The organism is Alcanivorax xiamenensis (assembly GCF_009846745.1).
Lineage (GTDB): Bacteria > Pseudomonadota > Gammaproteobacteria > Pseudomonadales > Alcanivoracaceae > Alloalcanivorax > Alloalcanivorax xiamenensis.
Window position 1 is genome coordinate 205,659 of record NZ_AQPF01000001.1, and the last position, 26,397, is coordinate 232,055.

Genomic DNA, 26,397 nt, shown 5'->3' on the forward strand with positions numbered 1-26,397 from the left:
CTTAAGTCAAGGCGGGAAGGGGCTGGAAAGGCCGAGGGTGATTTGCAAAAGGGTGGCATACAACTTGCTTTTCAAAGGTATTAATCCGGCCGCTGTAATCGAGGAAGATACCGATGAACTGCAGAGAACAGCTGAACCAGCAGGACTTTACCCTGGAGCCCGCCTTGTTGAACGACTGGCACGTGGTGGCGGCTTCCGACGAAATAACGGAAGGTAATTTGATACCCTCCACCCTGTTTGAGCGCGATCTGGTGATCTGGCGTGATTCCAGTGGCCAGGCCCATGTTTGGGAAGACCTGTGTATCCACCGGGGAGCAAGGCTCTCCAAAGGGTTTATCGCCAGCGACCGGGTGGTGTGTCCTTACCATGGCTGGAACTACGATGGCACGGCTCAGTGCCGGCTGATCCCCGCTTCCCCGGGGGAAACACCGATGAAAAAGGCCAAGGCCATCAGTCATCACGTCAGGGAAGCTTATGGCTTCATCTGGACCAGCCTGGGCGAACCGGAGCACGATATTCCGGAATTTCCCGAGTGGTACGATGACAGCTACAAGAAAGTGGTGTGCGGGCCGTATCGCTTCAAATCCGGCTACCGGGCAGTGGAAAACTTTATTGATCCCACTCATTTCCCGTTTGTGCACGCGGGTGTGAATGGTCTGATGGACGATCCGGATCCGATCGGCGCCTACGATGTTTGGGAGGAGAATGGTGGTCTGGCCTCTTCCGAAGTGCAGGTGACCCAGCCTTATGGTGATCCGCGTAATGTCCCGGTGATGGCTTTTTACGCCTACAAGTGTCTGCGCCCGTTGGTGGCCTACTTTAAAAAGCGGGTTCTGATCACGGATCCGGACCGTGCCCACGAAGGTAATCCCAGCGACCGATTCTGCACTTATCTGGCGGTTCAACAGGTGAGTGAAACCGAGAGTATTGTCCGAATCTGTTGCGCTATGAACTTTGATCCCATGCCGACGGACGAGGAGGTTCGTCAGCGTCAGGATCTGGTTTACGCACAGGACAGTGATATCGTTGATACCCAGCGTCCGGAGCGGATCCCCACGGATCTACGCCAGGAACTCCACCATCGCACTGATCTGCTCGGTATGAAGTACCGTTCCTGGCTGCAGAAGATGGGAGTGCGATATGGCACGGTCTGAACCCTCGACCTTGCCAGTTCGTCTTCAGGCCATTCGTTATGGTGCCGAGGAAATCGTTCTCTATGAATTTGAACCGACGACACCGGCGGCATTACCGCCTGTGACCGCTGGATCACATGTGGATATTGGTCTGCCCGGCGGCCTGTTGCGACAGTACTCACTGATCACACCGCTGTGTTCGCGGCGGCGTTACGTGATCGCGGTAAAGCGCGAAGAACATGGCAGAGGCGGCTCGCGCTGGTTGCACGATAGTGCTCGCGTTGGCCAACTCTTTGAGCTGAGTTCACCTCGCAATCACTTCGAGGTGGCACCGGGAGATTCGCCTGTATTGTTACTGGCCGGGGGTATCGGTATTACCCCTATCTATTCCATGTACGAACAGACTCGCGCTTGTGGCCGCCCGGTGCATTTGCACTACTGGTGTCGTTCGCAAAAACACGGGTTGTTTCTGGAGGCGCTGGCTGATCGCGGCGACGTCACCGTGCATTACGCTGCTTCCGCGGAGGAAAGCGCGGGGCAGTTTGCCACGGTGGTTCAAGGTCTATCAAAACAAACCGAAATCTACTGCTGTGGCCCTCAGGGTATGCTCGATCATCTGGAGCAACTGGGAGAGGATCTGAATGTGATGCCTCGTATTCATCTGGAACGCTTCCAGGCCGCCCCCGCGTCAGCAGCGTCGAACAATGCATTCGAGGTGACTCTGGCGCGCTCGGGTACTCAGGTGAGGGTCGCCTCGGGGCAAACCATTCTCGACGCCCTGCGCGATGCGGGAGCCGACGTTATGTATTCCTGTGAACAGGGATTGTGCGGGGCCTGCGAAGTGAGGGTACTGGAAGGATGCCCGGACCATCGGGACACGGTGTGTTCCGCCGAAGAGCATGATCGTCGTGGCACTATGATCATCTGCTGCTCCTCAAGCCAGTCGGCCCGTTTGGTGCTGGATATCTGATCCTCCTCCGATGCTGTTATGGACGCCTTTCAGGCGCTTGTCCCAAGCACCTCGGCCAGGGTAGTGATGTGCCTGAAGTGATGTCGCCAAAGCCGAATACCGAGCTCGCCTGGGGGATCCAGTGATGAACCCACGGTCAAATCCGTAACCAGGGTCGGGCGCAGTCCCAGATCAAACAGTGCGAAGCCGGCGGCGAGCACACAGGTCTCGGTCTGGATGCCGCACACCAAGACCCTTTCCGGGACCAATCGGATAAGATGGTTCAGCACCTCGTCGGTGGGCCGGTAGCCGTGTTTGACGAATTGCCGGTCGGCTGCGATCAGACTGCGTTCCCGTTCCGGAGGTCGCCAACCCAATTGCGCCTGGAAGGGGGTAATCGCTTCGTCATGGCACTCGACGGTCGCTACGGTCGGCATATGGCCGAGCAGGCGGTCAATGTCCCGAAGAAGCCAGGTCGGCGGAGAAAACGAAGGTTGCACGTCGACAATCAAAAGAGCCTGTCGCATACCATAGTCTCCAGGCCGATAACGCGGTTCAGTCTGGCCGACGGTGGCGCCGTCTGACCTGACCATGGGGGCCTTATCCGCCCAGATAAGCTTTGCGGATATCCGGATTATCACGCATTTCCCGGGCGGTGCCTTGTAGTACCACCCGTCCGGTTTCCAGGAGATAGGACCGGTCACACAGTTCCAAAGCGGCGTAGGCGTTCTGTTCCACCATCAATACGGTGGTGCCGCTGGCGCGGATTTGCGCGGTCAGCTCAAAAACCTGCTCGACAAAGTTGGGTGCCAGACCCAGGGAAGGCTCATCGAACATAACCAACCGTGGACGGGACATCAGGGCCCGCGCAATGGCCAGCATTTGCTGTTCCCCGCCGGAAAGGGTGCCCGCGGGTTGTTCGATGCGTTCTCGCAGACGTGGGAAACGGTTCAGCATCGCTTCCAGATCGTCGCGGATGCCGACGTGATCGCTGCGGCAGTACGCGCCCATCTCCAGATTCTCGCGCACGTTCAACTGAGAAAATACACGGCGCCCCTCCGGACAATGGGCAATGCCATGCTCGACGATCTGCTGTGGCCTGGCGTTGGTAATGGGCCTGCCTTCAAAGCGGATTGAGCCGGAAACCACGGGCTCCAGGCCGCTGATGGCTCTGAGCGTGCTGGATTTGCCGGCACCGTTGGAACCGATGAGAGTGACGAACTCCCCTTCATTTACCTCCAGCGATACCCTATCCACCGCAACGGTGGCGCCATAGAGCACGGTAATATCATCAAGCTTCAGCACGTTGCAATCCTGATCCCAGATAGGCCCGAATCACCTCCGGGTCGCTTTGAATGTCGGCGGGGCCGCCGTCGGCGATGCGGTGTCCCTGGTTCAACACCATGATGTAATCGGAGATTGACATCACCATGTGCATGTCATGCTCCACCAGGAGAATGGTGATGCCGCTGTCGGCCACCCGTCGCACCATCTGCTTGAAGTCTTCGGTTTCCGATGGGTTCAATCCCGCGGCGGGTTCGTCCAGCAGCAACAGCTTGGGTCGGGCCGCCAGGGCGATACCGACGCCGAGCAGACGTTGTTCGCCGTAAGACAGATTGGCAGCGAGATCGTCAGCGCGATGTTCCAGTTCCAGAAAACAGAGCATTTCCCGTGTACGCGCCTGCAACGCTTGCTCTTCCCGCTGAAACGCGGGCAGCCTGAATATGGCGCCAAAGAGACCGCTACGACCTTGCATGTGGAAGGCGGTAAGCAGGTTTTCGAACACGGTGCAGTTACCGAAGATATTGGTTCTCTGGAAACTGCGGACCAGGCCCAGTTTGGCTATCTCATGGGGTTGCCTGCCGGTAATGTCCTGACCTAGAAAATGCACGGAACCGGCACTGGGCCGCATATAGCCGGAGATAATGTTGAATGCCGTGGTTTTGCCGGCGCCATTGGGGCCGATCAGACTGACGATGCGGCCGGGTTCAATCCGGAGATCCACGTCACTGAGAATCTGCAGGCCGGCAATGCGCAGACTGATACCGGACAAGGACAACAAGGTGTCCGGCTGTGTTGCCGCGGATACTGTCATGGGTTGACTCCTTGGGTAGCGGAGGGGCGGCGGCGCAAGGAAATCCTGTGGCGCTTGATTAATCCACCGAAGGCGGGAACGATGCCTTTGGGCATGAATAGAAGAATAAGAATCATCAGGGCGCCGTAGATGATCCATTGCACTTCCGGAGCCACCACGCCTCTAAGCACCTCCGGTAGGAGTCCGAAAATCAAGCCACCTACCACCGGGCCAGCGAGGGTGCCCTTGCCGCCCGCGATCACCATGATCACCATGGTGATGGTGTAGATGAACAGGAAAACATCCGGGTCGATGATCCGCACGGTATGGGCGTAGAGACCGCCGGCGGCGCCAGCGATACCGGCGGAGAGAACTGAGAAGACGATCAGGCACCGGGTTACCGGAATTCCGATGGACTTAGCCAGTACCTCGTTTTCCCGTAGCGCGATGGCGGCACGGCCGATGCGGCTGCGCACAAGATTGGCCACGATCACGTAGGCGAGCACACCAGCGGCCAGCACCAGCCAGTACGTTGATGCTTTGCTGACCAGGCGGACAACACCTTCGCCGGGGACCCAGAGACTCAACGGCGGAATGGAAACCAGAGCCATGGGGCCTTCGGTCAAATCCACCCAGTTGAGCGCCACCATGCGCATGACCTGAGCAAAGCTGATGGTCACGATCACGAAGTAGGCGCCACGTACGCGAAAAGCGACCTTGCCCAACAGCCACCCGAACAGTGATGCCATGACGATAGCGCCGACGAACGCCACCCATACTGGTTTGGGTTCCACTACCAAAGGGGATGAAAAACCCAGATCGACGTCAAAGCCCAGGGACAGTAACGCACTGGTATAAGCACCGATGCCAAAGAAGGCAGCGTGTCCGAGACTGAGCTGGCCGGTGAAGCCGAGTAACAGATTCAGGCTGATCGCGGCAATAATCATGATGCCGGCGGCGGCCACCACCGAGAGCAAATAAGGATCGGGCCATAGTACCGGCAGCGAGGCCAGTGCGGCTACAGTGATTAAAAACGACAATCTTCGCATGATTAACCCACCCTCTCCCTGGCCGCGAACAGCCCTTGTGGACGGGCGATCATAACGGCCAGAATCACCAGGAAACCGAGCGCGTCGCGATAAGCGGTGGAAATGTAAGCCGCTCCGAATTCTTCAATCAGTGCCAATGCGAAGCCGCCGAGGGCGGCCCCGCGTATGTTGCCCAGACCGCCAAGAATAACGATGGCGAAGGCCTTCAGGCTGGCCAGGTCTCCCATCGTCGGTGTGACTACGAAAACCGGTGCCAACAATGCTCCTGTAATTGCTGCCAGCGATGATCCAAGACCGAACGTGAGTGTGTAAATCCGGCCCACGTTGACGCCGACGAGACGGGCCGCGTCCTCATCCTGAAAGGTGGATCGCATCGCCAGCCCCAGACGGGAACGCTCAATCACCAGATAGAAGACCAACAGCAGCACGATGGCCGCGCCAAGAACGAACAGTCGTGTTGGTGACAGGTAAATACCGCCGACAATGATGGACTCCTGCGGGAGGGGGGTCGGAACCACTTTGGCGACCCCACCCCAGGCCAGCAGTTCGGCGTTCTGCATAATGATCATGACACCAATCATGATCAGCATGACTTCGTCAATGTTCTCCAGACGGCAACGCCGTAACAGCAGGAACTCGATGGCCGCGCCCAATATCAGACCCAGGCCCGCTGCCAGAACAAGCGCCACGAAATAATCCATCTGCAGCAGTGATACCAGAGCGTAGGCCACGTAGGCACCGAAGGCGTATAACTCGCCATGGGCAAAGTTCACGACTTTCATGATGCCGAAGATAAGCGTGAGCCCGATGCCAAGCAGCGCGTAGGTGGCACCGAGCACCGTGCCGTTGACGAGGTGCTGGAGGAATTGGTCCAAAATAATCTCCCTGACTTCCCGGCCCCTATTGAGATGTTTGCCGTTACAGCGCTGAAACTTCGCCGTCTTGTAATTGAATGATGTAGATATTGGGCGTGTTCTGGCCGCTTTCCCGGCCTTCAGGACCCTCCTTGTGGAAGGCGATATCGCCGTTCACGCCGGCCAGCTTGACCTTCCAAAGCGCGTCGCGGATGGCTTCCGGTTCAGCTTTGCCGGCCACACGAATGGCTTCCGCGATGGTAAGAATGGCGTCATAGCCGCGAAAGCCTTCGGTCAGGCCCGGGAACGGGTAATCCTTTGCTTGCCAGGCAGCCATGTAAGTCTTGGCGATTTCCGGATGAAGAGCTTGGTCCGCGGTCCAGGGTGAGAAGAACAGCAGGTGCGTGCTGACGTATCCCTCGGGGCCCGGGTTCTTCACCAGGGGTTCGGGAAAAGAGCCTCCGGTGGTGATCAGCCTTTGTTTTATGCCTTGCTCGGCTGCCTGGCGAATCGCCAGAGTCAGCTGTTCCACACCTGATGTGACGATAATGCTATCGCTGCCGCTGTTCTTGATGGCGGCCAGTTGCGCGGACAAATCAGTGGCATCCGGAGCGATGATTTCGGAGCGGCCTACTTCAATCCCCTTGTTTTCCAGCACCTTCTTGAAGGCGCTGGCCGCGCCCAGGCCCCAGTCGTTGTTCACCGACAGGAAATCCACCTTCTTGATAGCGGGAGTGAAGGAGGAGAGCTGTTTGGCGAACGCCTGGGCTTCCATCATTGAAGTCGGGCTGATACGGAAAACCCAGGGGTTACCGGAAGTGGTAACCTTGGATGAAGAAGCGGTTTCCACCACCATGGGAACACCGTACTCCTCCAGCTTAGGCATCGTTGCCAGGGTGAAAGTAGAACCCCAGGCCCCCATCATGACCGGCACTTTATCGCGCAGGATCAATTTCTCAGCCGTGTTCACCGCCTCCCTGGGGTTGGACTTGTTGTCCTCAATAACCAGTTCCAGAGATTTGCCCAGTACACCGCCTTCACTGTTGATGTATTCCACGGCCAGGCGTGCGCCGTTGGTGACATAGGTTCCGGAAGCGGCCACGGATCCGGTTAGCGGCTGTGAAACCCCGATCTTGATGGTGTCATCGGCCTGCGCCTGAGATGCCAGTAATGCTCCCCCGAGCAGCATCGCATACAGCGGTTTGGTCAACATAAAGCGCTCCTGAAATACGATTGGATTTATCGCCAGAAGGCAGCAAGTCCTGTGCCATCGTCGTCAAAGGCCACACGATACAAGGGTAACGTTATGATTTTATTAACTAAATTTTGTATACATAAAAGTGGTATACCACATGAAAGTGCGATAGTGAGTGCCTGTGACGGTGCCGAAAAAGAGCTTGCGCACCACAATGCGGCAATATGTGGTATACCAATCATATGAAGATAAAAGAAAGAAAACGTTCTTTCCTGGAGCGGCGCGCACCGTCGGTGCACAGCCCATGATCCGAGTTGGTGCCGGGTCTGTTCAAGCGGCTTGAAGAACATCTTCTATTTTTCAATATAAATGGTATACCACATAATTATTGAAGAAAGTAAATCCATGAATAACAGAGAGTTATAGCATTGGGGACGAAATAATAAGTGTGGATTGGCATGCGTATTGCTACCGGGTCGTCATCAGTAACGTTTACCTGGAAGGTTTTCATGCAAGCATTACTACTGCACAGCGGTCGTGTGATCGATCCCGCCAACGGCATTGATGAGATTTGTGACGTTCTTGTGCGCGACGGACGTATCGCCGCCGTTGGCCGATTAGAGGGCGATGACATACCTGGGGAAGTGGAAAGAATCGACTGTAGTGGGCGACTGGTACTGCCCGGGCTGATCGATACTCACAGCCATGTCTATCAGTATGTCACCGGGCGGTTTGGACTGAATGCGGATCTTTGCGGTGTGCATTCCGGTGTCACAACGCTGGTCGATCAGGGGGGCGCCAGCTGCATGACACTGCCGGGCTTTCGCAAGCATGTGATCGAGCCTTCTCACAGTCGGGTGTTGTCCTTTATTTCCGCCTATCTGGTGGGGGGGCTGGAAGGCCATTTCTATCCACAGCTGTACCGGCCGGATTGCGCCGATATTGCCGCCACCGTCAAGGCGGCCAAAGCCAATGCCGATGTGGTGAAGGGTATCAAGGCTCACGCTGAATTGGGCGGTTTTGCTCGTTGGGGAACGGAAGTGATGCAAAAGGCCGCCGCCATCGGCGAGCAGACAGGGCTGCCGGTCTACATTCATTTCGGCCAGCTTTGGCCGGAGCCCGAAGAGGGCGGTAGGGATGTGGACCCGGACTCCATCTTTACCCAGGTGGTGGATCTGCTTAAACCCCGTGATGTGCTGGCTCATCCTTTCAGCCGCCACCCCGGCGGGTTCGTTGAGCTGAATGGAGAGGTGCACCCGCTGGTACGGGATGCCATTGATCGCGGGCTCAAGGTGGATGTGGGGCACGGTTCCCATTTCAGCTTCAAGATGGCGGAAAAGGTGATGAGCGCGGGCATCGTGCCGCATACGCTCGGTTCCGATATGCATGGCTATAACACTTCGGTACCGGCGCCGGCCGGTACTCCCGATGAGCATGAGCACCCGGATGAGGAGCATATGTTCAAGGGCACCTCCCGATTCAGCCTGGTATCGGCGATGACCAGCATGATCGCATTGGGTCTGAGTCTGGAGCAGGTGATTCCGATGGTGACGGTGAACGCGGCGCGCATGGTGGGTATGAGCAATGAGATTGGCTCTCTGGGCGTTGGCCGGGTAGCGGATATCAGTGTGCTGTCCGATCAAAGCGGTCGTTGGTTGATGCGTGACAATGAAGGTACGGAGGTGATTGCCGAACGTATGTTGCAACCCGTGTTCTGTCTGCGGGAGGGCCGGCGTTTTGACGCCACCGCATCGATTCTGCCCATACCGGAGGTGGCCTGAATGGTATCCGGCCGGAGGGTCGGGATGGATGCCGTGGAGAGCGCCAATCGGGCGGCGCTAACGAAAGTTCGGCAGGTTCGGCCGCAATGGTCTGGTGTGGTGGAAGCGCGGCGAGTGTTGCCGTTACCGGACCGAACCCTGTTGCACGCTGGTCCGCCATTCGAGGACCCACGGCACCCCAGCCCGCCGATTCTGTCTTCGGCGGTTCTGTGCTGCCTGTATGAAGGTTGGGCACGAAACGAGCAGGAAGCGGAACGATTGATCAGCACGGGCCGGGTGAGAATGTTGCCGGCTCAGGGATTCTCTGTCGTCACACCGCTTGCCGCGGTGATCTCGCCATCGACAACGTTGGTGGAAATCAGTGACGCCGTGGATCCCGGGCACCGTTGCTGGTCTTTGCTGAGTAGCGGAAGCGGGCCTCAGATCCGCTTCGGTAGCCGGGATCCGGCGATCCTGGAGCGGTTGTGGTGGCGCGACCGGGTCCTGGCGCCGGCACTGCGAAAGGGGCTGGCGACCCGGCCGGTCGCGTTACTGCCGTTGGCCCGTCTGGGGCTTGAAGAGGGTGATGATTTGCATGCCCAAACCAGCCATGCCAATACGGCCTTATGCGCGGCGATGCCATCCACGTTGCCCGTTGAGGCTGTTGAGTGTTTGGGCAATACGCCGCTGTTTTTTCTTACTTTATGGATGGGTGCCTGTCATCTGATGCTGAACGCCGCCGCCGGGGAAGCCGGCTCCAGTTTGGTGTTGGCGTTGGCGGGCAATGGCCGCCAGGTGGGACTTCGAGTGGCCGGAGACCCGACTCGTTGGCATACCTGCCCCGCGCCTGCGCCCGAGGGGCCGCGAGTATCGGCCTCCGCGGTGCCGGCCAGCCCCATGGTCGGCGACAGCGGCGTGATCGATGCTTTCGGGTTGGGGGCCCAGGCGTGGAGGTGTTGTTCCGGAGTGGCCGAGGCACTGGCGCCATGGTGGCCAAATCCGGCGGACGTGTCACCGGACTGGCTGATCGGAGCGCATCCTTTATTCGAGGACTTGCTCTTGCCGGTGGGGCTCGCACGTCATCGGGTCACGGCTGAAACGGCCTTGCCCAGGGTGGCCATCGCCATGGTTGGCGGTGACGGGCGGGCTGGTCTGTTGGGGCGCGGACTTTGTGTGCCTCCGGCGGCGCTGTTCGTGGACTAAGAGCCGGTTTCGGCATTCCGAATTTCCCCCTACACTGGACCGTCAGACTTCTTGGACCGACAGGCCGGCCAGTATGACGCGAACTCCCGCCCGGGCATGGGCGCTGATCCCCCTACTGTTTTTTTTGATCGTCTTTCTCGGTAGTGGACTTTACTTCAGTGCCGCGGGGGCGGAGCTTGCGTTCTATCAAATCAAGGCGCCAGTGGTGGCGGTTGTCGCAATTGTATTGTCATTCCTGCTGGCACGGCAGTCTTTCCATCACAGTGTCGAACGCCTGTTGGTGGGGGTTGGCCATCCCAATATTATTCTCATGTGCCTGGTATTCCTGTTGGCCGGGGCTTTTGCCAGCGTCAGCAAGAGTATCGGCAGTGTTGATGCCACCGTCCAATTCGGGTTGCAGATCATGCCGGCCAGTTGGGTGTTGCCGGCCCTGTTCCTGATCTCCGCTTTTATCGCCACCGCCATGGGTACTTCCATGGGAACCATCGCCGCCACCGCGCCGATCGCGGTGGGGTTCGCCGAGGCTACCTCGTTGTCGTTGCCCTTGTCCTTGGGAGCGGTGGTGGGTGGCGCCATGCTGGGCGACAACCTGTCGATGATCTCTGACACCACCATCGCCGCCACCCGCAGTCAGGGCGTCTCCCTCAAGGACAAATTCCGGGTGAATGTCTGGATAGCATTGCCGGCGGCGTTGGCGACGGTGGTGTTGCTGGCACTGCTGGGCGACGGCGAACACACGGTGCCGTCGGAAGCCGTATCCTATTGGCGGGTCATGCCCTACCTGCTGGTATTCCTGCTGGCGCTGTCCGGATTGAATGTCTTGGTGGTATTGGTCATTGGTATCGTCACCGCCGGGCTCACTGGCGTGATACTGAGTCCGGAATACGGTCTGGTCGACGTCAATGGGGCGATCTACCAAGGCTTCGAATCCATGTTCGAGATCATGCTGTTATCGATGCTGATTGGCGGATTGTCGCAACTGATGAATGATCAGGGGGGCACGCGCTGGCTGATCGAACGTATTCATTCGCTGACCTGCCGGCTGAAGCTGTCCAGTCAGCGCGCCGGTGAAATCGGTATCGCGCTGCTGGTGGTTACCGCCAATCTGTTTGTCGCCAACAACACGGTGTCGATCGTACTGTGTGGTGAAATGGCCAAGGAGATCGCCGCGGAATATGGCGTCGATCCGAGGCGCTCGGCCAGCGTTATGGATATCTTTTCCTGCGTGGTGCAGGGACTGATTCCTTACGGCGCCCAAGTCCTTCTGGCCTGCTCCATTGCCTCACTGTCGCCGTTGTCATTGATCGGCGCCATTCACTATTGCTGGGCGCTGGGACTGGCGGCGCTGCTGGCCATTGCCTTCAACTGGCCACGACTGAAAGCGCGCCGCCCGGCACCGTCGATTTAGAGAGTAAAGGCGGTTTTCAGCCATTGACGTAAGGTGTCGATGGTGTCGTCCTTATCGGCTTGGTGGGCCCAGACCAGATAATAGCGATGTACGTCGGTTACCTGAGTCTTCCACAATCGAACCAGACGGCCTGCCGCGAGCGCGTCCCGCACCAGATGATGCCGCGCCAGCGCAATGCCTTCGCCGTTCTCCGCCGCTGCCAGCAGGCTGGTCAGGCTGGGGAAGAGCGGACCGTGATCGCTGTTGATCAGTGCCAGGCCCGCGGCTTGGAGCCACAGCGCCCAGGGCTGTGCCGTGTGACGTAGCAAAACGCAATGGTCCAGATCCGCCCGCCTGCGGGGCAGTTTACCATCGCGATAATCCGGACTGGCCACCGGGTATACCCACTCCGAAGACAATGCCTCCGATTGCAGGCCGGGCCAGCCCCCCGGGCCGTAGCGCAGTGCCACGTCGCTGTCCGCGTTACGCCCGAGCTTGACCAGATCGACGTCGGTGGACACCTCCACGCGGATGTCGGGAAAGCGTTGATGGAAATCGGCCAGACGCGGTAACAGCCAGCGTCGCGCGATGCTCGGCAAGGTGCTCAAACGCAACGTGGTGGCGTGGCGCCGGCGACCGGGTGTCTTGAAAGCACGCTCCAGAACGCTCAGGCCCTGGCGCACCTGCAAGGCCAGATGTTGGGCTTCCCTGGTGGGGGCAACGCCCTGACGTTGCCGCTCGAACAACCGCCGTCCCAGACGCTGCTCAAGGGAACGGATGTGCTGGCTGATCGCGCCCTGGGTCAGTGACAGCTCCTGGGCGGCCAGAGTGAAGCTGCGCAGCCGGACGCTGGCCTCGAATGCCACCAGCGTTTGCAGGGGCGGAAGCGAGTTTCTGTCCATGGGCGACATTAATATCACTAATGCCCAGACCCTACAAAGTATCGTTTGTCGGGTTCAGGACGGGCTCCTAGGCTGACACTCCCGATCAAGGAGTCGAACCATGAGTTATCAGTTGTATTATTCGCCCGGTGCCTGCTCCATGGCGGTGCATATTGTATTGGAAGAGCTGGCTTTGCCAGCCGGATTGAAACCGGTGAGGGTTCGCGACGGCGATACCGCCAAACCGGAATATCTGGCCATCAACCCGAAGGGACGGGTGCCGGCTCTGGTCATTCCGGGCGAGGCGGGTGTGCTCACCGAACTGCCGGCGATCCTGACCTTCCTGGCGGAAAGCCATGACAGGCCGGTGTTATTGCCGTCGGATGCTCTATGGCGTGGCCGCGCTCAGGAATGGCTGGCATGGTTGGCGGGCTGGATGCACGGTACCGGCTACGGCCTTATATGGCGTCCGCACCGGTTCAGCGCTGATCCGGACGATGCGCAGGCGCTGCGGGAGCAGGGTTTGAACGTGGTGGCCCAGGCCAATCAGGATGTGACCGCGCGCCTGGCACAACGAGGGCCGTGGGCGCTGGGTGATCAGTACAGCGTCGTGGACCCGTTTCTACTGGTCCTGTTCAACTGGGGAGGTCTGGTGGGGCTGGATATGAGCGAGCATACGGCGTGGATCGAACACACCCGCTGCATGCTCCAACGCCCGGCGGTAAACCGGGTGTTGGAGCGGGAAGCAGTGACGATCCCGTTGTGAGCTCGCCGGGTCAGGGTTGCAGGTCCAGTTCGTACACTGCCTCGCCGTTGTCGTTGGTTTCCAGGAACACGGCCTCCGGCGCTTTTTCCGCGATGAAGTTCCGGGCCCGGTCGGTATTGGGCGCCCGGAACACGATGGTCAGATCGGTGGCCGCGTCAATCGGCGCGAACGACCAGTTGCCGTCGGCGGTGGGGGTGACCGGGCTGTTTTCCCGGATGTAGTCCGCCAGTACCGCGCGGTTTTCGTTGGGGGATTCGATGACGATGTGATCACCGCCGGTGCCCGCGAACTTGCCGCCGCCGGCGCGGTAGTTGTTGGTGGCGATCAGGAATTCGTCGTTGTCCGCCACTGGATTACCCTGGTACTGCAGGTTGACGATACGCTGGCCATCGCTGATTCGCGCGCAATCGCGGTCGTAGCGAGCCGGTTGGGTCACATCTATCTGGTAAGTCACACCATCGATCACGTCGAAGTTGTAAGTGGGGAAGGCGCTGTAGTCCACCAGCTCCTGCGGCTCGCTGGTGCCGGTATCGATCTGGAAGAACTGGGAAGCGGAACATTCCAGCCATTGGGTCAGCTCGGTGCCGTCGGCTTTCACCGCCATCAGGGTGTTGGGATAGAGGTAGAGGTCGGCGACATTCTTCACCTTGAGCTCGCCCTCCGGTACCACGGTGAAGGCGCTCTCATCGGCGCAGATACCTTCCCGGTTACAGGCCTTGAAGGGCGCGGCGGCGGACAACACCGGCAGACTCTGCAGATTGACGTCACCCTGAATATAGTTTTCCACGTAGGCTTTTTGGGCATCGGCCACGATTTGGATGGACGGATCATCCTTGACCAACGCCAGGAAGCTGTAGATATCGTCGGTGGATTCACCGATGGGCTGATTCATGTAGTCAATGGTGGCCTGGTGATCTCCGGCCATCCTGGCCACCAGGGCCGCGTCGGCTTCCACCGCGGGGGCGTCGTCGGCGAAGATCGGTTGGGCCTGGACCTGGGAGCCGGCGATGGTCCACTGATCCGCCCCGGTATCATAGGACAGAGTCATATCGATAACGCCCAGATGGCTGCCCCAGTAGCCTGGCATCACCGCCGGAACACCCTTGATGGTACCTTTTTCCACGTCCACATTGGGGGTGGCGGCGAAGCTGTCGGATGGGAACAGCAAGTGGCTGTGGCCGAACATGATGGCGTCAATGCCTTCCACGTCCGCCAGATACCAACTGCTGTTCTCCGCTTTATCCGCTTCGGAATAGGCCGTGGTGCTGATACCGGAATGGGGAATGGCGACGACGACATCCGCGCCCTCTGCCTTCATTCGTGGCACATAGCGTTCGGCCATGGCCTTGATGTCCTTGGTGATCACCTTGCCTTCCAGATTGGCTTTGTCCCACTGCATGATCTGTGGCGGCAGGAAGCCGATGAACCCGACCGTGATGTCATGGCTGTCGCCGTCTCGATCCCGGACTGACTTGGTTACCAATTGGTAGGGTTCGAAGTACAGCTGATCGTTGGCTGGATCCGTATCGCCATCGTCCTTGAAGATGTTGGCGCTGATGTAGGGAAATCCGGCATCGTTGACGCTTTCGGCCAGGAACTCCAGGCCATAGTTGAACTCATGGTTGCCGTAGTTGGCCACGTCATAGCCGAGTTCGTTCATGGCCTTGTAAACCGGGTGAACCTCATCGGCGGGCAGGCCTTCGGCGTGACGCCAGTCGCCCATGGGGCTGCCCTGGATCAGGTCGCCGTTGTCCACCAGAAAGCTGTTGTCCGGAAAATCGAGGGCGGCACGCGCCTGTTTGATCAGGGTGGCGGTGCGGACCAGGCCCACCTTGGGATCGGCCTTATCGCCATAATAGTTGTAATCCATCACGTTGGCGTGGATATCGGTGGTTTCCATCAGGCGGATATCCACCAGAGGCGGATCGTTATTATCGTCGCCGCCACAGCCGGAAAGCAGGACACCGCTGGAAATTATACCCAGCCAGAATGCTTTTGAAGAAACAGACATGACATCCTCGTCGTCATAAAAAGAATGGCCGGAAAGTCCGGGTCGGCGAAACGAGGGTGAAAACGGAACGTGACCGGGGGATAACGAACAGATTATGGTTTTGTGATGGCCGGTGAGGGTGTTAACCGGTTTGACTTCCGGCGATGACGGTCATCGCCGGACGGATATTGCTCTGGCAACGTTATTCAAACAATGTCAGGTACTGACCGTAACCAGCGGCGGGCATGTCTTCCTTGGGAATGAAACGCATGGCGGCGGAGTTCATGCACCAGCGCTCTCCGGTGGGCTGTGGGCCGTCCTTGAAGACATGCCCCAGGTGAGAGTCGGCATAACGGCTACGGACTTCGGTGCGAACCATCCATAAAGTGCTGTCTTCGCGGGTGGTCACCGCATCGGGGGTGATCGGCTTGGTGAAGCTGGGCCAGCCGGTGCCGGATTTATATTTGTCCGTGGATGAGAACAAGGGCTCGCCACTGACCACATCCACATAGATGCCCTGTTGTTTGTTATCCCAGTAAGTGTTCTTGAAGGCCGGTTCGGTATCGTCTTCCTGGGTCACCTGAAAACTCAACGGGGACAGTTGCGCCCGCAGAGTGGTTTCATCGGGCTTCTTGAAATGATCAGGCCCCTGCCAGCTCATCGGGGCTTGTGCGTCTGCCTTTTTGTCACCGGGCAGGTGATCCGGATCATCCCAGTGTTTTTCAAGAAACTGGTCCCGGCCGGAGTTGTAGCGATAGAACTTATAGCGCAACGGGTTGCGCTTATAATAATTCTGATGGTATTCCTCGGCGGGATAGAACGCTTTTAATGGCGTGATTTCGGTGACGATGGGTTTCTCGAACCGGCCACTCTTTTCCAGTGCCGCCTTGGAGGCTTGTGCCTGTTCTTCCTGCTCTGGTGTCTCGAAGAAAATGGCCCCCCGATACTGGTGGCCACGATCAACGAATTGACCATCGGGGTCGGTGGGGTCCATATGACGCCAGAACCAGTCCAGCAACTGAGCGTAGCTGACCTGGTCGGGATCATAAATTACCTTGACCGATTCCGTGTGGCCGGTGGTGCCGCTGGAGACTTGCTCATAGGTGGGGTTTGCCTCGTCACCGCCAGCGTAGCCGCTGATGGCCTCGCTGACGCCGTCGAGTTTCTCGAAGTCCGATTCTGTGCACCAGAAACACCCCCCGGCGAACACCGCCGTGGCTTGCGCCGCCAGGGCGGGGCCGGTGATCAGGGTAATTAGAAGCGCGGCGATGACCCGCATGGCCTGTTCCTCCTGCTTGTAGAAGCTGCCTGAAGAATTGGATGCCTGAATGCCCTCTATGTTACGCCGATGAAGAGAAAATTTTAGGCTCATCGCGGAATGGCGGAGGTGCGTTATGCCTTCGCTGGCCTTGGAGACCTAAACTCGGAGGTCGCTACAGTGCCATTGTGGGAGCTTGTCCGGGCGGCGGGCCGTTGCAAGCGAATGTTAAGACCCGGAAGCCCATTCGCTAGCGAGCGGGCTCCCACAGCGACTTCGAAGCCCTTCCATGCCAGCGATCGGACAGCGCTGGTGCTAGCCCCTCACCTCGAAGCGGAGCCGTGTTACGCCTTTGCGGAACCTGTTTCACGACGTTCCCGCCAAGGCGTAACACGGCTCCGCTGTCCATGCTGGAAGGTAAGACCGTTTCCCTCCAAACCGCGATGAACCAAATTTAGGGAAGGGTCCCGGGGGCATTTCATGGATGATCGCCAAGGGTCATTATTTTCATAGCGGTGATCTTGTGCTTTGTCGGTATTATCGAACCATCCGCTCACGCATGGTGCGCGCGGAAATCACCTGGGGAGAAAGCCCGTGGGTATGATCAAGGAATTTCGTGAGTTCGCGATAAAGGGAAACATGGTCGATATGGCGGTGGGCATCATTATCGGCGGGGCGTTCGCCACCATCGTGAAAAGTCTGGTAGCCGACGTCATCATGCCCCCCATCGGGTTGCTGCTGGGCGGAGTGGACTTCGCCAATTTGTTCGTGGTGCTGCGTGGTGCCGGCGAGTTCGCCACCCTGGCTGAAGCGCAAGCCGCCGGTGCCGTGACGATCAACTATGGCGTGTTTCTCAACAATGTCATCAGTTTCCTGATCGTTGCCTGGGCTGTGTTCTTCCTGGTGCGCGCCATTAACAGGTTGAAGCGGGAAGAAGAAAAAGCAGAGCAAGCCGCCCCGCCGCCGACAACCCCGGAGGATATCTTGTTGTTGCGGGAGATCCGTGACAACCTTAAACAACGTTGAGGGAATAACCAGGCACGGAAGAGGTCTTTTGTCCGATACCACCAGATCCAGATCGCGGTCGTCCCTGGTGCCGGGTGCCGGCGTCGATTCCGACTTCGCGTTGGTTGCCGACGCCGGCGAAGCCTTCTTGCTGCGCATGGCGACGGCCCGAACCGCCAGACGTTCTCTGGATCTGCAGTATTATATCTGGGACAACGACCAGGTCGGACGGCGCTTGATATGGCGTGTACTCGAGGCGGCACGCCGCGGTGTTCGAGTGCGTTTGCTGCTCGATCATATCAATCAGTTGGGCCGGGACCGGAATTGGGCGACCTTGAACGCCCATCCCAACGTGGAAGTCCGTCTGTTCAATCCTTTACGCGGTCGCGGCCTTAATTTGCTGCGCTGGCTTTACCGGGCGCCCAAACTCAATCGCCGCATGCATAACAAAGCCTGGATCGTCGATGGTGAAGCCGCCATCGTTGGCGGGCGCAATATCTCTGAACACTACTTTGGCGTCAACGCGGTCACCAACTTCCGTGATCTGGATATCTACGCCGATGGCCCGATCGCCGCCGACACGCAGGACGCCTTTGATCGATATTGGCACAGTCCTTTGTCGGTGGGCCTGAGGCAGTTCTGGCGCCGTTCCAGTGATGACGCGGAAGCATTGTGGATGAGCCTGGATACGGAACAGCGTGCCCGGCATCGGGATGATACCGTGTTATCCGAGAGGGCTCTGCGGGCGGTACGGGCGAGGCGCGTTCATGCCCCGGCGGCATTGCTGTTCGATAGCCCGGAAAAGGTGCACGGTTCTCCTCAGCGTCTGATGGGAACGCAACTGGCCCGGCTGCTTGGCCGTCATTCCGCCCGGGAGATTCTGATCGAAGCCAGCTATTTTATTCCCGGTGATGATTTCACCCGGGCGTTAAGCGGTTGGCGCAAACGGGGGTGCCGGGTGGCGGTACTGACCAACAGTCTGGCCACCAACGATGTCATCGCCGCACATGCCGCCTATCAACGCTATCGCCCGGCACTGGTGGATGCCGGATTGGAATTGCACGAGCTGCAGCCCAATGCCCGCAGCATGATGCGTCAGGCCCGGCTGCTGCGTGGGCGGTCCAAAGCCAGCTTGCATACCAAGGCCATGGTGCTGGACCGGCGTGAGTTGTTTGTCGGGTCGTTTAACGCCGATCCCCGTTCCGTGCACTTCAACACCGAGATGGGGTACTACATCTACTCCCCGTCATTGGCGGCATCGGTGGCCGCGTTTATCGAGGAAGGCATGGCGCCACAGAACAGCTACCGGCTGTCTCGTGAAGAGGGGCGGCTGACATGGGCCGGGGGGAGCGACCAGGGGCCGGTGGTCTGTCACCGGGAGCCCCTGGTATCGATACCGCGCCGGTTGGCCAGCGCGGTGTTGGCGTTGCTGCCGATCGAGAATCTGCTGTAACCGGAATCAGCCGCGTTCTTGCTGTTGTTGCTCTTTCCAGTAGGGGTCACGCAGTTCCCGCTTCAGAATCTTGCCAATAGTGCTGCGTGGCAAATGATCCCGAAGTTCCACGTCGTGCAGACGCTGAGCTTTGCCCAGTTGCTGGTTGGCCCAGTCACGGATCTGGTCGGTGCCAGTGTCACTGTCCTCGCGACGCACCACCAGGCCCAGCGGCGTCTCACCCCATTGCTCGCTGGGGATGGCGATTACCGCCGCATCCACCACATCGGGGTGCTTGAGCAGCATCTTTTCCAGGTCTTCGGCATAGATGTTGAAGCCACCGGAAATGATCATGTCCTTGCGGCGATCCAGCACGGACAGGAAGCCGTCCTCGTCGAGCCGCCCCATATCGCCAGTGCGATAGAACACGTCCCCTTCCGGGCTGGTCCAGAGCATCTCGTTGGTTTTGTCTTCCCTTTTGTAGTAACCGCGCATCATGGCGCCGGCACGGCCGACAATTTCGCCAATGGTGCCGGGGGGCACTTCCTTGAGATCTTCGTCGATGATGCGCAGCTCACAGCCTTCACCGGCACGGCCGACGGTATCCCATTTATCGGGGAACTCGGCACAGTTTAGGATAGTGCTGACGCCGCCTTCGGTGAGGCCGTAGAACTCGATGATGTTGCCTGGCCAGCGTTGCATCACCTCGGCGATGACATGGCCCCGCAAGGGGGCGCTGGTGGAGAACTTCACTTTGAAGCTGCTCAGATCGAAACGATCGAATTCGGGATCGGAAAGGATCCGCTGATACTGGACCGGTACCAACATGGCATGGGTGACGCGGTGCTTCTCGCACAATTCGAGGAATCTGCGCGCGTCGAATTTGCCCATGGTGACGATGGTGCCGCCGCCGAACAGAGTAGGCAGTACGGAAACCAGAGTGGTGTTGGAGTACAGTGGTGTGGATACCAGGTTGATCGCGGTGTTGTCGAATCCCAGCGTGGTGAAACGGTCCATCTGCCGGGACCGCAGGCGGTGGTCGTGCAAAATGCCCTTGGGCACGCCGGTGGTGCCGGAGCTGTAGATAATATTGAATGGATCGTCCGCGCCGGGTTCGCGATCCGGTCTGGTACCGGGGGCGTCGCCAACCCAGTCCATGAAGTTGTTCCAGCCCTTATCCTGGAAGTCCAGGGCGATGCGCTGTTGTGGAGAGACATTCCGCAACTGGTCGAGCAGCGGCGTGATCAGTTCCTGATTCTTCCTGGAGATGAACAGGAAGCGGGCATCACAGTCGTTGATCATCAGCGCCAGGGTGTCCCCGGCCGCCATGCTGGACAGAGGGACCATGCAGCCGCCGGCGGTAAGCACGCCCATGAACAGGGTAAAATAGGGAATGCTGTTTTCGGACAGGCCGGCCACGGTATCGCCGGGTTGCAGACCGGCGTCGATCAGGCGGTTGGCCACGCGGTTGACCTGATCCACGAACTGCCGCCAGGTCAGGTTGCCGCTGTCATCGTAAATGGCTGGATGATCGCCCTGCTCCGCGGCCAGCTCCTGGAGCCGGCGTGGCAGACAACGGAACTCTTCATCGTCGACTTGCGGTGCGTATTGGGGCATGGCGTTACTGACTGCGGTCATCGTCCTCTCCCGTGGTCCGGAACCGGGTCCCGGAGCTTCTGGTTATTTTGAAAAACGGTTTACAAAACGCATTTGAAATTTGGCAGGCAGAATACTACCAGGTATGTTGGCGAACAATACCGGCCGGTCACGGCTTGCCTGGGGCGGCCTGTAGCCCTCTTCATATAAGGGGGTTGAGCGATTTCTCCGCCGCCCATGAATGTTAAGAATACAAACCAAGGAGTGTTTCATGAGTGAGCCTTTCCGTTACCGGCTGCGCGTGCGTTACAGTGAATGCGACGCCCAGCACGTGGTGTTCAACGCCCGTTACGGTGACTATGTCGATCTGGCCATGACCGAGTTCATGCGTGCTCTGGGGCGGGATTACGGTGCCCTGCTGGCGCGTGGACTGGATAACCAGGTGGTGAAGCTCACCCTGGAATGGAAAGCATCCGCCCGTTTCGACGACGTGCTCGAGATTCAGGTCAGACCATTGTCGTTGGGCAACACCTCGTTCTCGCTGGAATTCCTTATTCTGAATGCGGAGAGCCAGCAGCTGCTGTGCCGGGCGGAATCGGTGTACGTGATGATGACCACGGAACCGTTCGAGAAAACCCGGGTGCCCGACGATCTGCGGGCCGCGTTGCAGGAAGGCGCGGTCGGTAAGGTGTGCGATCAGAGCGGTTGAAAGCGGACATGGCCCGGCGGTGCCGCCGGGCCAATACTGAAATAGTCGGGATCAACCGACTTTCAGCACCACCTTGCCCTTGGCGCGACGAGAGCTCAATGCCGCCAGGGCCTGCTCATATTCCTCGAACGGGAACACCTCGCTGACCTTGGGATTGATCTTCCCTTCCGCGAACATCCGCATCAGATCCTTCACGTTCTGGATGTGCGCTTCCGGCTCTTTGCGGGTGAACGTGCCCCAGAACACACCGACCACGCTGCAACCCTTGAGCAGAGGCAGGTTGGCGGGGATCTTCGGAATCTCGCCGGCGGCGAAGCCGATGATCAGGAAGCGGCCATTCCAGGCCATGTTGCGCAACGCCGGCTCGGTGAAGCGGTCGCCCACCGGGTCGTAGATCACGTCGATGCCCTGCGGATAACGGCTCTTCAGCACGTCCTTCAGGTCTTCCTCGGTGTAGTTGATCAGATCGTCGGCGCCGGCTTCACGGGCCACTTCCAGCTTGTCGGCGGTGCTGGCGGCGGCGATCACCTTGGCGCCCATGGCTTTACCCAGTTCCACCGCGGCCAGACCGACGCCGCCACTGGCGCCCATGACCAGCAGGGTTTCGCCCGGTTGCAGATTGGCCCGCTGCTTCAGCGCATGGTAGCTGGTGCCGTAGACCATGCTGAAACCGGCGGCTTGTTCGTCGGACATACCGTCCGGAACCGGGATCACGCGATCAGCGGTGACCACCATTTCCTCGGCGAAGCTGCCGTAGCCGGTAAGGCCCATCACGCGCTGACCCGGCTTATAGCCCTTGACGTTTTCACCCACCTCGACGATCTCGCCGGACATTTCACCACCCGGAGAAAAGGGCAGTTCCGGTTTGATCTGATACTTGCCCTCGATGATCAGAGTGTCAGGGAAGTTCAGGCCAGCGGCCTTGACCCGGACCTTGATGCCGTCGGCGCCGACGGCGGGGGAAGGAACGTCCTCGATGACCAGCTTGTCCGCCGGCCCCAACTCCTTGCAGAGAATGGCGCGCATGCATCTCTCCCGAATAATACTTATTGAGACCGACACGCTACCCCCGGTCCATGCATTAGACAAATGCATAAGACTCATCAAAGGGCATAAACAGTATGAATAAACAGGAGGGATTTCTCCGTCGTGACAGGCAAGCCCGTTCATATTGACATTGTTCAATGTAAAGATTGATCATGAATTGACCGGGCGTGGGCGAGGACGAATAACGATGAAGACCGTAACCATGCAGACTCAATCAGGCGAAATACAAGAATGGCGGGACGGCCGCCGCTACCTGTGGTTGCTCAGCACCCTGACCATGCTGTTGCCCCTGTTCACGGTCTGGCTGGCCAGCAGTACCGGCTGGGCCTTGTTCTGGTGGTTTGGATTCCTGTTCGTATTCGGGGTGATCCCGCTGCTGGACATGCTGCTTGGCGAAGAGACCGAAAATCCGCCAGAAGCGCTGGTGCCACGGTTGGAACAGGACCGCTACTACCGCTGGGCGGTGTATGTGTGCCTGCCGTTTCTCTATGGCGCCTTTATATATGCCGCCTGGGTGGCCGCCACCTGGAGTCTGCCCTGGTACAGCTATCTGGGGCTGGCGATCTCCACGGGCTGCGCCACCGGTATCGCCATCAATACCGCCCATGAGATGGGGCACAAGACCGACCGTCACGAGAAATGGATGGCCAAGCTATGTCTCGCTCCGGTGTTCTACGGGCACTTCTATGTGGAACATAATCGCGGGCACCACGTGAGGGTCTCCACACCGGAAGACCCGGCATCCTCCCGGTTCGGTGAGACGTTCTGGGAGTTCCTGCCGCGCACCGTGATCGGCAGCCTTAAATCCGCCTGGTCGCTGGAGAAGCAGCGGCTGGAGCGGCAGGGGCTTTCGGCATGGAGCCGGCATAACGACAATCTGCAAGCCTGGGCATTGTCGGTGGTGCTTTGGGGTGCCCTGGGGCTGTGGTTGGGCTGGGCTGTGGTGCCGTTTCTGCTGATCCAGAGCCTGTTCGGCTTTCAGTTGCTGGAGGTGGTTAACTATCTCGAGCACTACGGATTGTTACGGCAAAAAAAAGACAATGGGCGTTATGAACGATGCCTGCCGGAGCATTCCTGGAACTCGAACCGCCGGGTAACCAATATTTTCCTTTATCAGTTGCAACGGCATTCCGACCACCACGCCTATCCCACGCGCAGTTATCAATCGCTGCGGCATTTCGATGAGTCCCCCCAGTTACCGGGCGGATACGCCTCGATGATCCTGCTGGCGTGGGTACCCCCTCTGTGGTTCCGGATCATCGACCCGATGGTGGTGCGTCATTATCAAGGCGATATGAGTCGCGCCAACATCAAACCGGGGATCCGGGACGAGGTATTGGCCCGGTATGGTGACCGGGAGCCGAAGAACTGATATCCAATTGTGGGGGGCGCGAGGCTGTTGCGGCAGCCCCCTTTCAAGGGCGCCGGGGCAACTCAGTGATGCTTCTCCAGATGGGCCAGCACGTTTTCCAGCCGGTCCACCAGTACCTTGTTAATGCTTTTCTCCAATACCCGGCCGAGTTCATCGTTGACCACCGCTTCCGCCAGTGGCCGGATGCGGGTGATGAATTCCGCCAGGGTGGCTACGTCCTCGCCCTGGGGCAGGCTGTTCTCGCCGTATTTGTCGTCCACCAGATGCTGGATGATCATGCCGATGAAGCGTTCGGCCAGTTTGTCCACCTCATGACGGACCAGGCGCACATGGGTGAGCACGGCATCCAGAGGCACCCCGGCTTCCACCAGTTCCTTGCCGGCGTTGTAGACGCGCGGGTAGGGTACGCGCAGGCGCATGCCCTCGGGAACGATGTAACCCAGGCTGACCGCCTTGGTCATGACTTCCGGGGTGATATCTTCGCCAAAGTCGTCGATCAGGTCCTGATAATCCACGTAGGAGGGCACCTGCGGATTGCGCCAGGAGGTCACCGCCACTTCCAGGCCGAGGATATCGTTGAGATCGCGGCCTTCTTCCCAGGCACTGAGCAAATCACGAATATTGTTCAGGGTGTAACCCCGTTCCAGCAGGGCGCCGATAATCTTCAGGCGAGCCAGATGGACATCGCTATAGATGCCGGTGCGGCCACGTTTCTCCGGCGGCGGTAACAGGCCGCGATCCTGATAGGCGCGCACGTTGCGCACCGTGGAGCCGGCCTCCCGGGCCAACTCGTCGATGGTGAATTCCTGGCGTTTCTCCAGGTCCGCGCTGGTGCCGCCCGCTGGCCGGAAGGCTTGCTGGCGCAGGGAGCGCAGCAGCGCGGCGGGGGTTTTTCGTGATGAGCTCATGGTGGCGATAATAGACTCTATGCCGTGGTGGTGCCAGGGATCCCGGCCTCCCTCAGGGCGTCAGATCCAGCCGCGCCAAGCGCCGCGCCAACGCCGGACTGAAGCGGCCCACCAGACGCATGCCGCTGGCCTCGGCGCTGACCGGCACTTCCGCGCGGTTTTCCTCCACCGCGGAGACAATGGCCGCGGCCACCCGGTCAGGAGTGAAGCCCCGGCGCCGGTAGAAACGCTCCGCTGACGCCCGGCGCCGATCCTGCTCTTCGTCGTTGGCGCCGACAAAACGGGTGCGGCCGGTGATCGGCGTATCGATGATGCCGGGGCAGATGGCGGAGACGCCGATACCCTGGTCCGCCAGTTCCGCGCGCAGGCACTCGGTCAGCATCAGTACCGCTGACTTGCTGGTGGCATAAGCAGGGAGAACTTTTGAGGGCAGGTAGGCGGAAGCCGAGGAGACATTGACGATATGGCCGGCCCTGGCCTGGTCGATCATTTGCCGGGCGAACAGCCGGCAGCCGTGGATCACGCCCCAGAGATTGACGTCCAGCACCTGTTTCCAGTCCTTCACGCTGGTATCCAGCAGCGGCCCGGCCAGTCCGATGCCGGCATTGTTCACCACCACATCCGGGGCGCCCAGTTCCCGTTCCACGTACCGTGCCAGCGCTTCCATGGAGCGGGCATTGGCGACGTCCGCGCGGCGGCCGAGGGCCTGGCCGCCGGCATCGATAATGCGTTGAGCGGTAAGTTCGGCGGCGCCGCCATCAATATCGGTACACAGTACCGTGGCGCCGCGGGCACCGAAGGCCATGGCGGTGGCTTCTCCGATGCCGGAACCGGCTCCGGTGATCACCACCAGTTTGCCGCTGTCCGGTTGCGGGGTCGCGGGTACCCGTGCCCGCCGCAGAGATGGGCTCTCCGGCGCCCCTTCAATGTGGGCGATGAACTCACGCAGGTAGCCAGCGGTGATGTTCGGGCGGGCCTGTAGCGGTCCCCAATGACCGGTATGCATCTCCCGGCGCCACAGCCGTTCGGTCCAGCGCGGCACTTCCTCAAGCAGTTCCGGGCCGACATAGCGGTCGCGCAGTGCCACCAGCAACTGCACGGGCACCCGGGTGTGGCGTTCCCGGGGATGCAGCAGGCACGGCAGCACGTTGGCGCGGTAGAGGGCGATACCGTTGATGCCATCACGGCGCTGGGTGGGGCTCGGCGCCACCCGCAATTGCTCGGTACGTCGCAGCAGATCCGGCCAGGCGCGATCCAGGCCCAGGCGCCATGCCATGGGGGCGAGGCCAGGCAGATGGAAAGCGCCGATGTACCAGCTTTTGGCCAATTGGCCGAAACCGGAAGCCAGGGAAGACCGGCGGCGCAGGCGTTGCCCCATATGGTCCAGGCAGGGCCCCGACAGGCTCGTGAACGAGGCCAGGCGGCGTTCGGCGTCCGTTTCGGTGACCGCCTCCCAGGACTGGATCGATCCCCAGTCGTGGGCCAGCAAATGCACCGGCTTACCGGGGCTGACCGCATCAATCACCGCGAACAGGTCCTCGCGCAGCTCGCTGAGACGGTAGGCGGAGATCGCCGCCGGGGCGGAGGAGGCGCCGGCGCCGCGCACATCGTACGTGACCAGATGCAGGTCCCCCCACAGTGCCTCGGCCAGCTTGTCCCAGGTTTCACTGTTGTCCGGATAGCCGTGCACCATGACCAGAACCGGACCGTCCGGGTTGCCGCCCTGGCGTACCGCCAGGTTGACGCCGTCTCGTACCACGGTTCGATGTTGCCACTGCATCATTGCCTGTCTCCCTGCGGATCGGATTCCTGAAGCAAACGGGCTTCAT

At 59.5% G+C, this 26,397-nt stretch carries 23 protein-coding genes; 10 read left to right on the top strand and 13 right to left on the bottom strand.

What is annotated here, in order from left to right; genetic code table 11:
* Window positions 1-113 precede the first annotated feature (113 nt).
* On the top strand, window positions 114-1,154 hold the full coding sequence (locus A6D6_RS00930; RefSeq protein ID WP_159659668.1) for a Rieske 2Fe-2S domain-containing protein: 1,041 nt from the start codon (window positions 114-116) through the stop codon (window positions 1,152-1,154).
* Window positions 1,141-2,103 (top strand): PDR/VanB family oxidoreductase, encoded by a 963-nt coding sequence (locus A6D6_RS00935; RefSeq protein ID WP_159659669.1) that lies wholly within the window; start codon window positions 1,141-1,143, stop codon window positions 2,101-2,103. The genes A6D6_RS00930 and A6D6_RS00935 overlap by 14 nt, the downstream gene beginning before the upstream one ends.
* A 29-nt stretch (window positions 2,104-2,132) precedes the next feature.
* Here the strand turns inward: A6D6_RS00935 and A6D6_RS00940 are convergent, their stop codons facing one another.
* From A6D6_RS00940 to A6D6_RS00965, 6 genes are all read right to left on the bottom strand, one after another.
* On the bottom strand, window positions 2,133-2,609 hold the full coding sequence (locus tag A6D6_RS00940) for a cysteine hydrolase family protein (RefSeq protein WP_159659670.1): 477 nt from the start codon (window positions 2,607-2,609) through the stop codon (window positions 2,133-2,135).
* A gap of 73 nt (window positions 2,610-2,682) precedes the next feature.
* On the bottom strand, window positions 2,683-3,387 hold the full coding sequence (locus tag A6D6_RS00945) for an ABC transporter ATP-binding protein (protein WP_159659671.1): 705 nt from the start codon (window positions 3,385-3,387) through the stop codon (window positions 2,683-2,685).
* A complete protein-coding gene (locus A6D6_RS00950; RefSeq protein WP_159659672.1) occupies window positions 3,374-4,177 on the bottom strand; it encodes an ABC transporter ATP-binding protein in 804 nt (267 codons plus the stop codon). Before A6D6_RS00950 ends, A6D6_RS00945 begins: the two co-directional genes overlap by 14 nt.
* Entirely contained in the window at window positions 4,174-5,205 is a 1,032-nt protein-coding gene (locus tag A6D6_RS00955) for a branched-chain amino acid ABC transporter permease (RefSeq protein ID WP_159659673.1), read from the bottom strand. Before A6D6_RS00955 ends, A6D6_RS00950 begins: the two co-directional genes overlap by 4 nt.
* Window positions 5,206-5,207: 2 nt before the next feature.
* A complete protein-coding gene (locus A6D6_RS00960; RefSeq protein ID WP_159659674.1) occupies window positions 5,208-6,080 on the bottom strand; it encodes a branched-chain amino acid ABC transporter permease in 873 nt (290 codons plus the stop codon).
* Window positions 6,081-6,123: 43 nt separating this feature from the next.
* Window positions 6,124-7,272 carry an ABC transporter substrate-binding protein gene (locus tag A6D6_RS00965; RefSeq protein ID WP_159659675.1) on the bottom strand — a complete coding sequence of 383 codons (1,149 nt, stop codon included), beginning with the start codon at window positions 7,270-7,272 and terminating at the stop codon, window positions 6,124-6,126.
* A gap of 491 nt (window positions 7,273-7,763) precedes the next feature.
* Between A6D6_RS00965 and A6D6_RS00970 the strand changes: the two genes are divergently transcribed.
* The 3 genes from A6D6_RS00970 to A6D6_RS00980 all read left to right on the top strand — a co-directional run bounded on the left by A6D6_RS00970 (window position 7,764) and on the right by A6D6_RS00980 (window position 11,625).
* Window positions 7,764-9,035, top strand: a complete 1,272-nt coding sequence (locus tag A6D6_RS00970) for an amidohydrolase/deacetylase family metallohydrolase (protein ID WP_159659676.1) — start codon at window positions 7,764-7,766, stop codon at window positions 9,033-9,035.
* A 24-nt stretch (window positions 9,036-9,059) separates the two neighbouring features.
* Window positions 9,060-10,217, top strand: a complete 1,158-nt coding sequence (locus tag A6D6_RS00975) for a YlbE family protein (RefSeq protein ID WP_159659677.1) — start codon at window positions 9,060-9,062, stop codon at window positions 10,215-10,217.
* A 73-nt stretch (window positions 10,218-10,290) separates the two neighbouring features.
* Window positions 10,291-11,625: a Na+/H+ antiporter NhaC family protein gene (locus A6D6_RS00980; RefSeq protein WP_133491104.1), complete on the top strand. Its 1,335-nt coding sequence runs from the start codon at window positions 10,291-10,293 to the stop codon at window positions 11,623-11,625.
* On the opposite strand, the gene A6D6_RS00985 is transcribed toward A6D6_RS00980, so the two are convergent.
* On the bottom strand, window positions 11,622-12,506 hold the full coding sequence (locus A6D6_RS00985; RefSeq protein WP_159659678.1) for a LysR substrate-binding domain-containing protein: 885 nt from the start codon (window positions 12,504-12,506) through the stop codon (window positions 11,622-11,624). The genes A6D6_RS00980 and A6D6_RS00985 overlap by 4 nt on opposite strands.
* A gap of 100 nt (window positions 12,507-12,606) precedes the next feature.
* On the opposite strand from A6D6_RS00985, the gene A6D6_RS00990 reads away from it, so the two are divergent.
* Window positions 12,607-13,251, top strand: a complete 645-nt coding sequence (locus A6D6_RS00990) for a glutathione S-transferase family protein (RefSeq protein ID WP_133491102.1) — start codon at window positions 12,607-12,609, stop codon at window positions 13,249-13,251.
* A gap of 10 nt (window positions 13,252-13,261) precedes the next feature.
* Here A6D6_RS00990 and A6D6_RS00995 read toward each other — a convergent pair whose 3' ends face one another.
* Window positions 13,262-15,262 (bottom strand): bifunctional 2',3'-cyclic-nucleotide 2'-phosphodiesterase/3'-nucleotidase, encoded by a 2,001-nt coding sequence (locus tag A6D6_RS00995; RefSeq protein ID WP_159659679.1) that lies wholly within the window; start codon window positions 15,260-15,262, stop codon window positions 13,262-13,264.
* A gap of 181 nt (window positions 15,263-15,443) precedes the next feature.
* The gene (msrA, locus tag A6D6_RS01000) at window positions 15,444-16,520 is read right to left on the bottom strand and encodes a peptide-methionine (S)-S-oxide reductase MsrA (protein ID WP_133491100.1); all 1,077 of its coding nucleotides are present in this window, start codon (window positions 16,518-16,520) and stop codon (window positions 15,444-15,446) included.
* Between the two features lie 579 nt (window positions 16,521-17,099).
* On the opposite strand from msrA, the gene mscL reads away from it, so the two are divergent.
* A complete protein-coding gene (gene mscL, locus A6D6_RS01005) occupies window positions 17,100-17,525 on the top strand; it encodes a large conductance mechanosensitive channel protein MscL (RefSeq protein ID WP_439647233.1) in 426 nt (141 codons plus the stop codon).
* 28 nt (window positions 17,526-17,553) lie between these two features.
* Window positions 17,554-18,957 carry a phospholipase D family protein gene (locus tag A6D6_RS01010; RefSeq protein WP_133491098.1) on the top strand — a complete coding sequence of 468 codons (1,404 nt, stop codon included), beginning with the start codon at window positions 17,554-17,556 and terminating at the stop codon, window positions 18,955-18,957.
* A gap of 6 nt (window positions 18,958-18,963) precedes the next feature.
* Here the strand turns inward: A6D6_RS01010 and A6D6_RS01015 are convergent, their stop codons facing one another.
* Window positions 18,964-20,574, bottom strand: coding sequence for a class I adenylate-forming enzyme family protein (locus tag A6D6_RS01015; RefSeq protein ID WP_159659680.1), 1,611 nt, complete (start codon window positions 20,572-20,574; stop codon window positions 18,964-18,966).
* 229 nt (window positions 20,575-20,803) lie between these two features.
* Between A6D6_RS01015 and A6D6_RS01020 the strand changes: the two genes are divergently transcribed.
* Window positions 20,804-21,241 (top strand): acyl-CoA thioesterase, encoded by a 438-nt coding sequence (locus A6D6_RS01020; RefSeq protein ID WP_133491096.1) that lies wholly within the window; start codon window positions 20,804-20,806, stop codon window positions 21,239-21,241.
* Window positions 21,242-21,292: 51 nt separating this feature from the next.
* On the opposite strand, the gene A6D6_RS01025 is transcribed toward A6D6_RS01020, so the two are convergent.
* Window positions 21,293-22,267 (bottom strand): NADPH:quinone oxidoreductase family protein, encoded by a 975-nt coding sequence (locus tag A6D6_RS01025; protein ID WP_022997338.1) that lies wholly within the window; start codon window positions 22,265-22,267, stop codon window positions 21,293-21,295.
* Between the two features lie 208 nt (window positions 22,268-22,475).
* Between A6D6_RS01025 and A6D6_RS01030 the strand changes: the two genes are divergently transcribed.
* Window positions 22,476-23,660, top strand: a complete 1,185-nt coding sequence (locus A6D6_RS01030) for an alkane 1-monooxygenase (protein ID WP_133491095.1) — start codon at window positions 22,476-22,478, stop codon at window positions 23,658-23,660.
* Window positions 23,661-23,722: 62 nt separating this feature from the next.
* On the opposite strand, the gene A6D6_RS01035 is transcribed toward A6D6_RS01030, so the two are convergent.
* Complete coding sequence (locus tag A6D6_RS01035) at window positions 23,723-24,568, bottom strand: MerR family transcriptional regulator (protein ID WP_133491094.1); 846 nt, start codon at window positions 24,566-24,568, stop codon at window positions 23,723-23,725.
* Window positions 24,569-24,620: 52 nt separating this feature from the next.
* Entirely contained in the window at window positions 24,621-26,351 is a 1,731-nt protein-coding gene (locus tag A6D6_RS01040) for an SDR family oxidoreductase (RefSeq protein WP_159659681.1), read from the bottom strand.
* Between the last annotated feature and the right edge of the window lie 46 nt (window positions 26,352-26,397).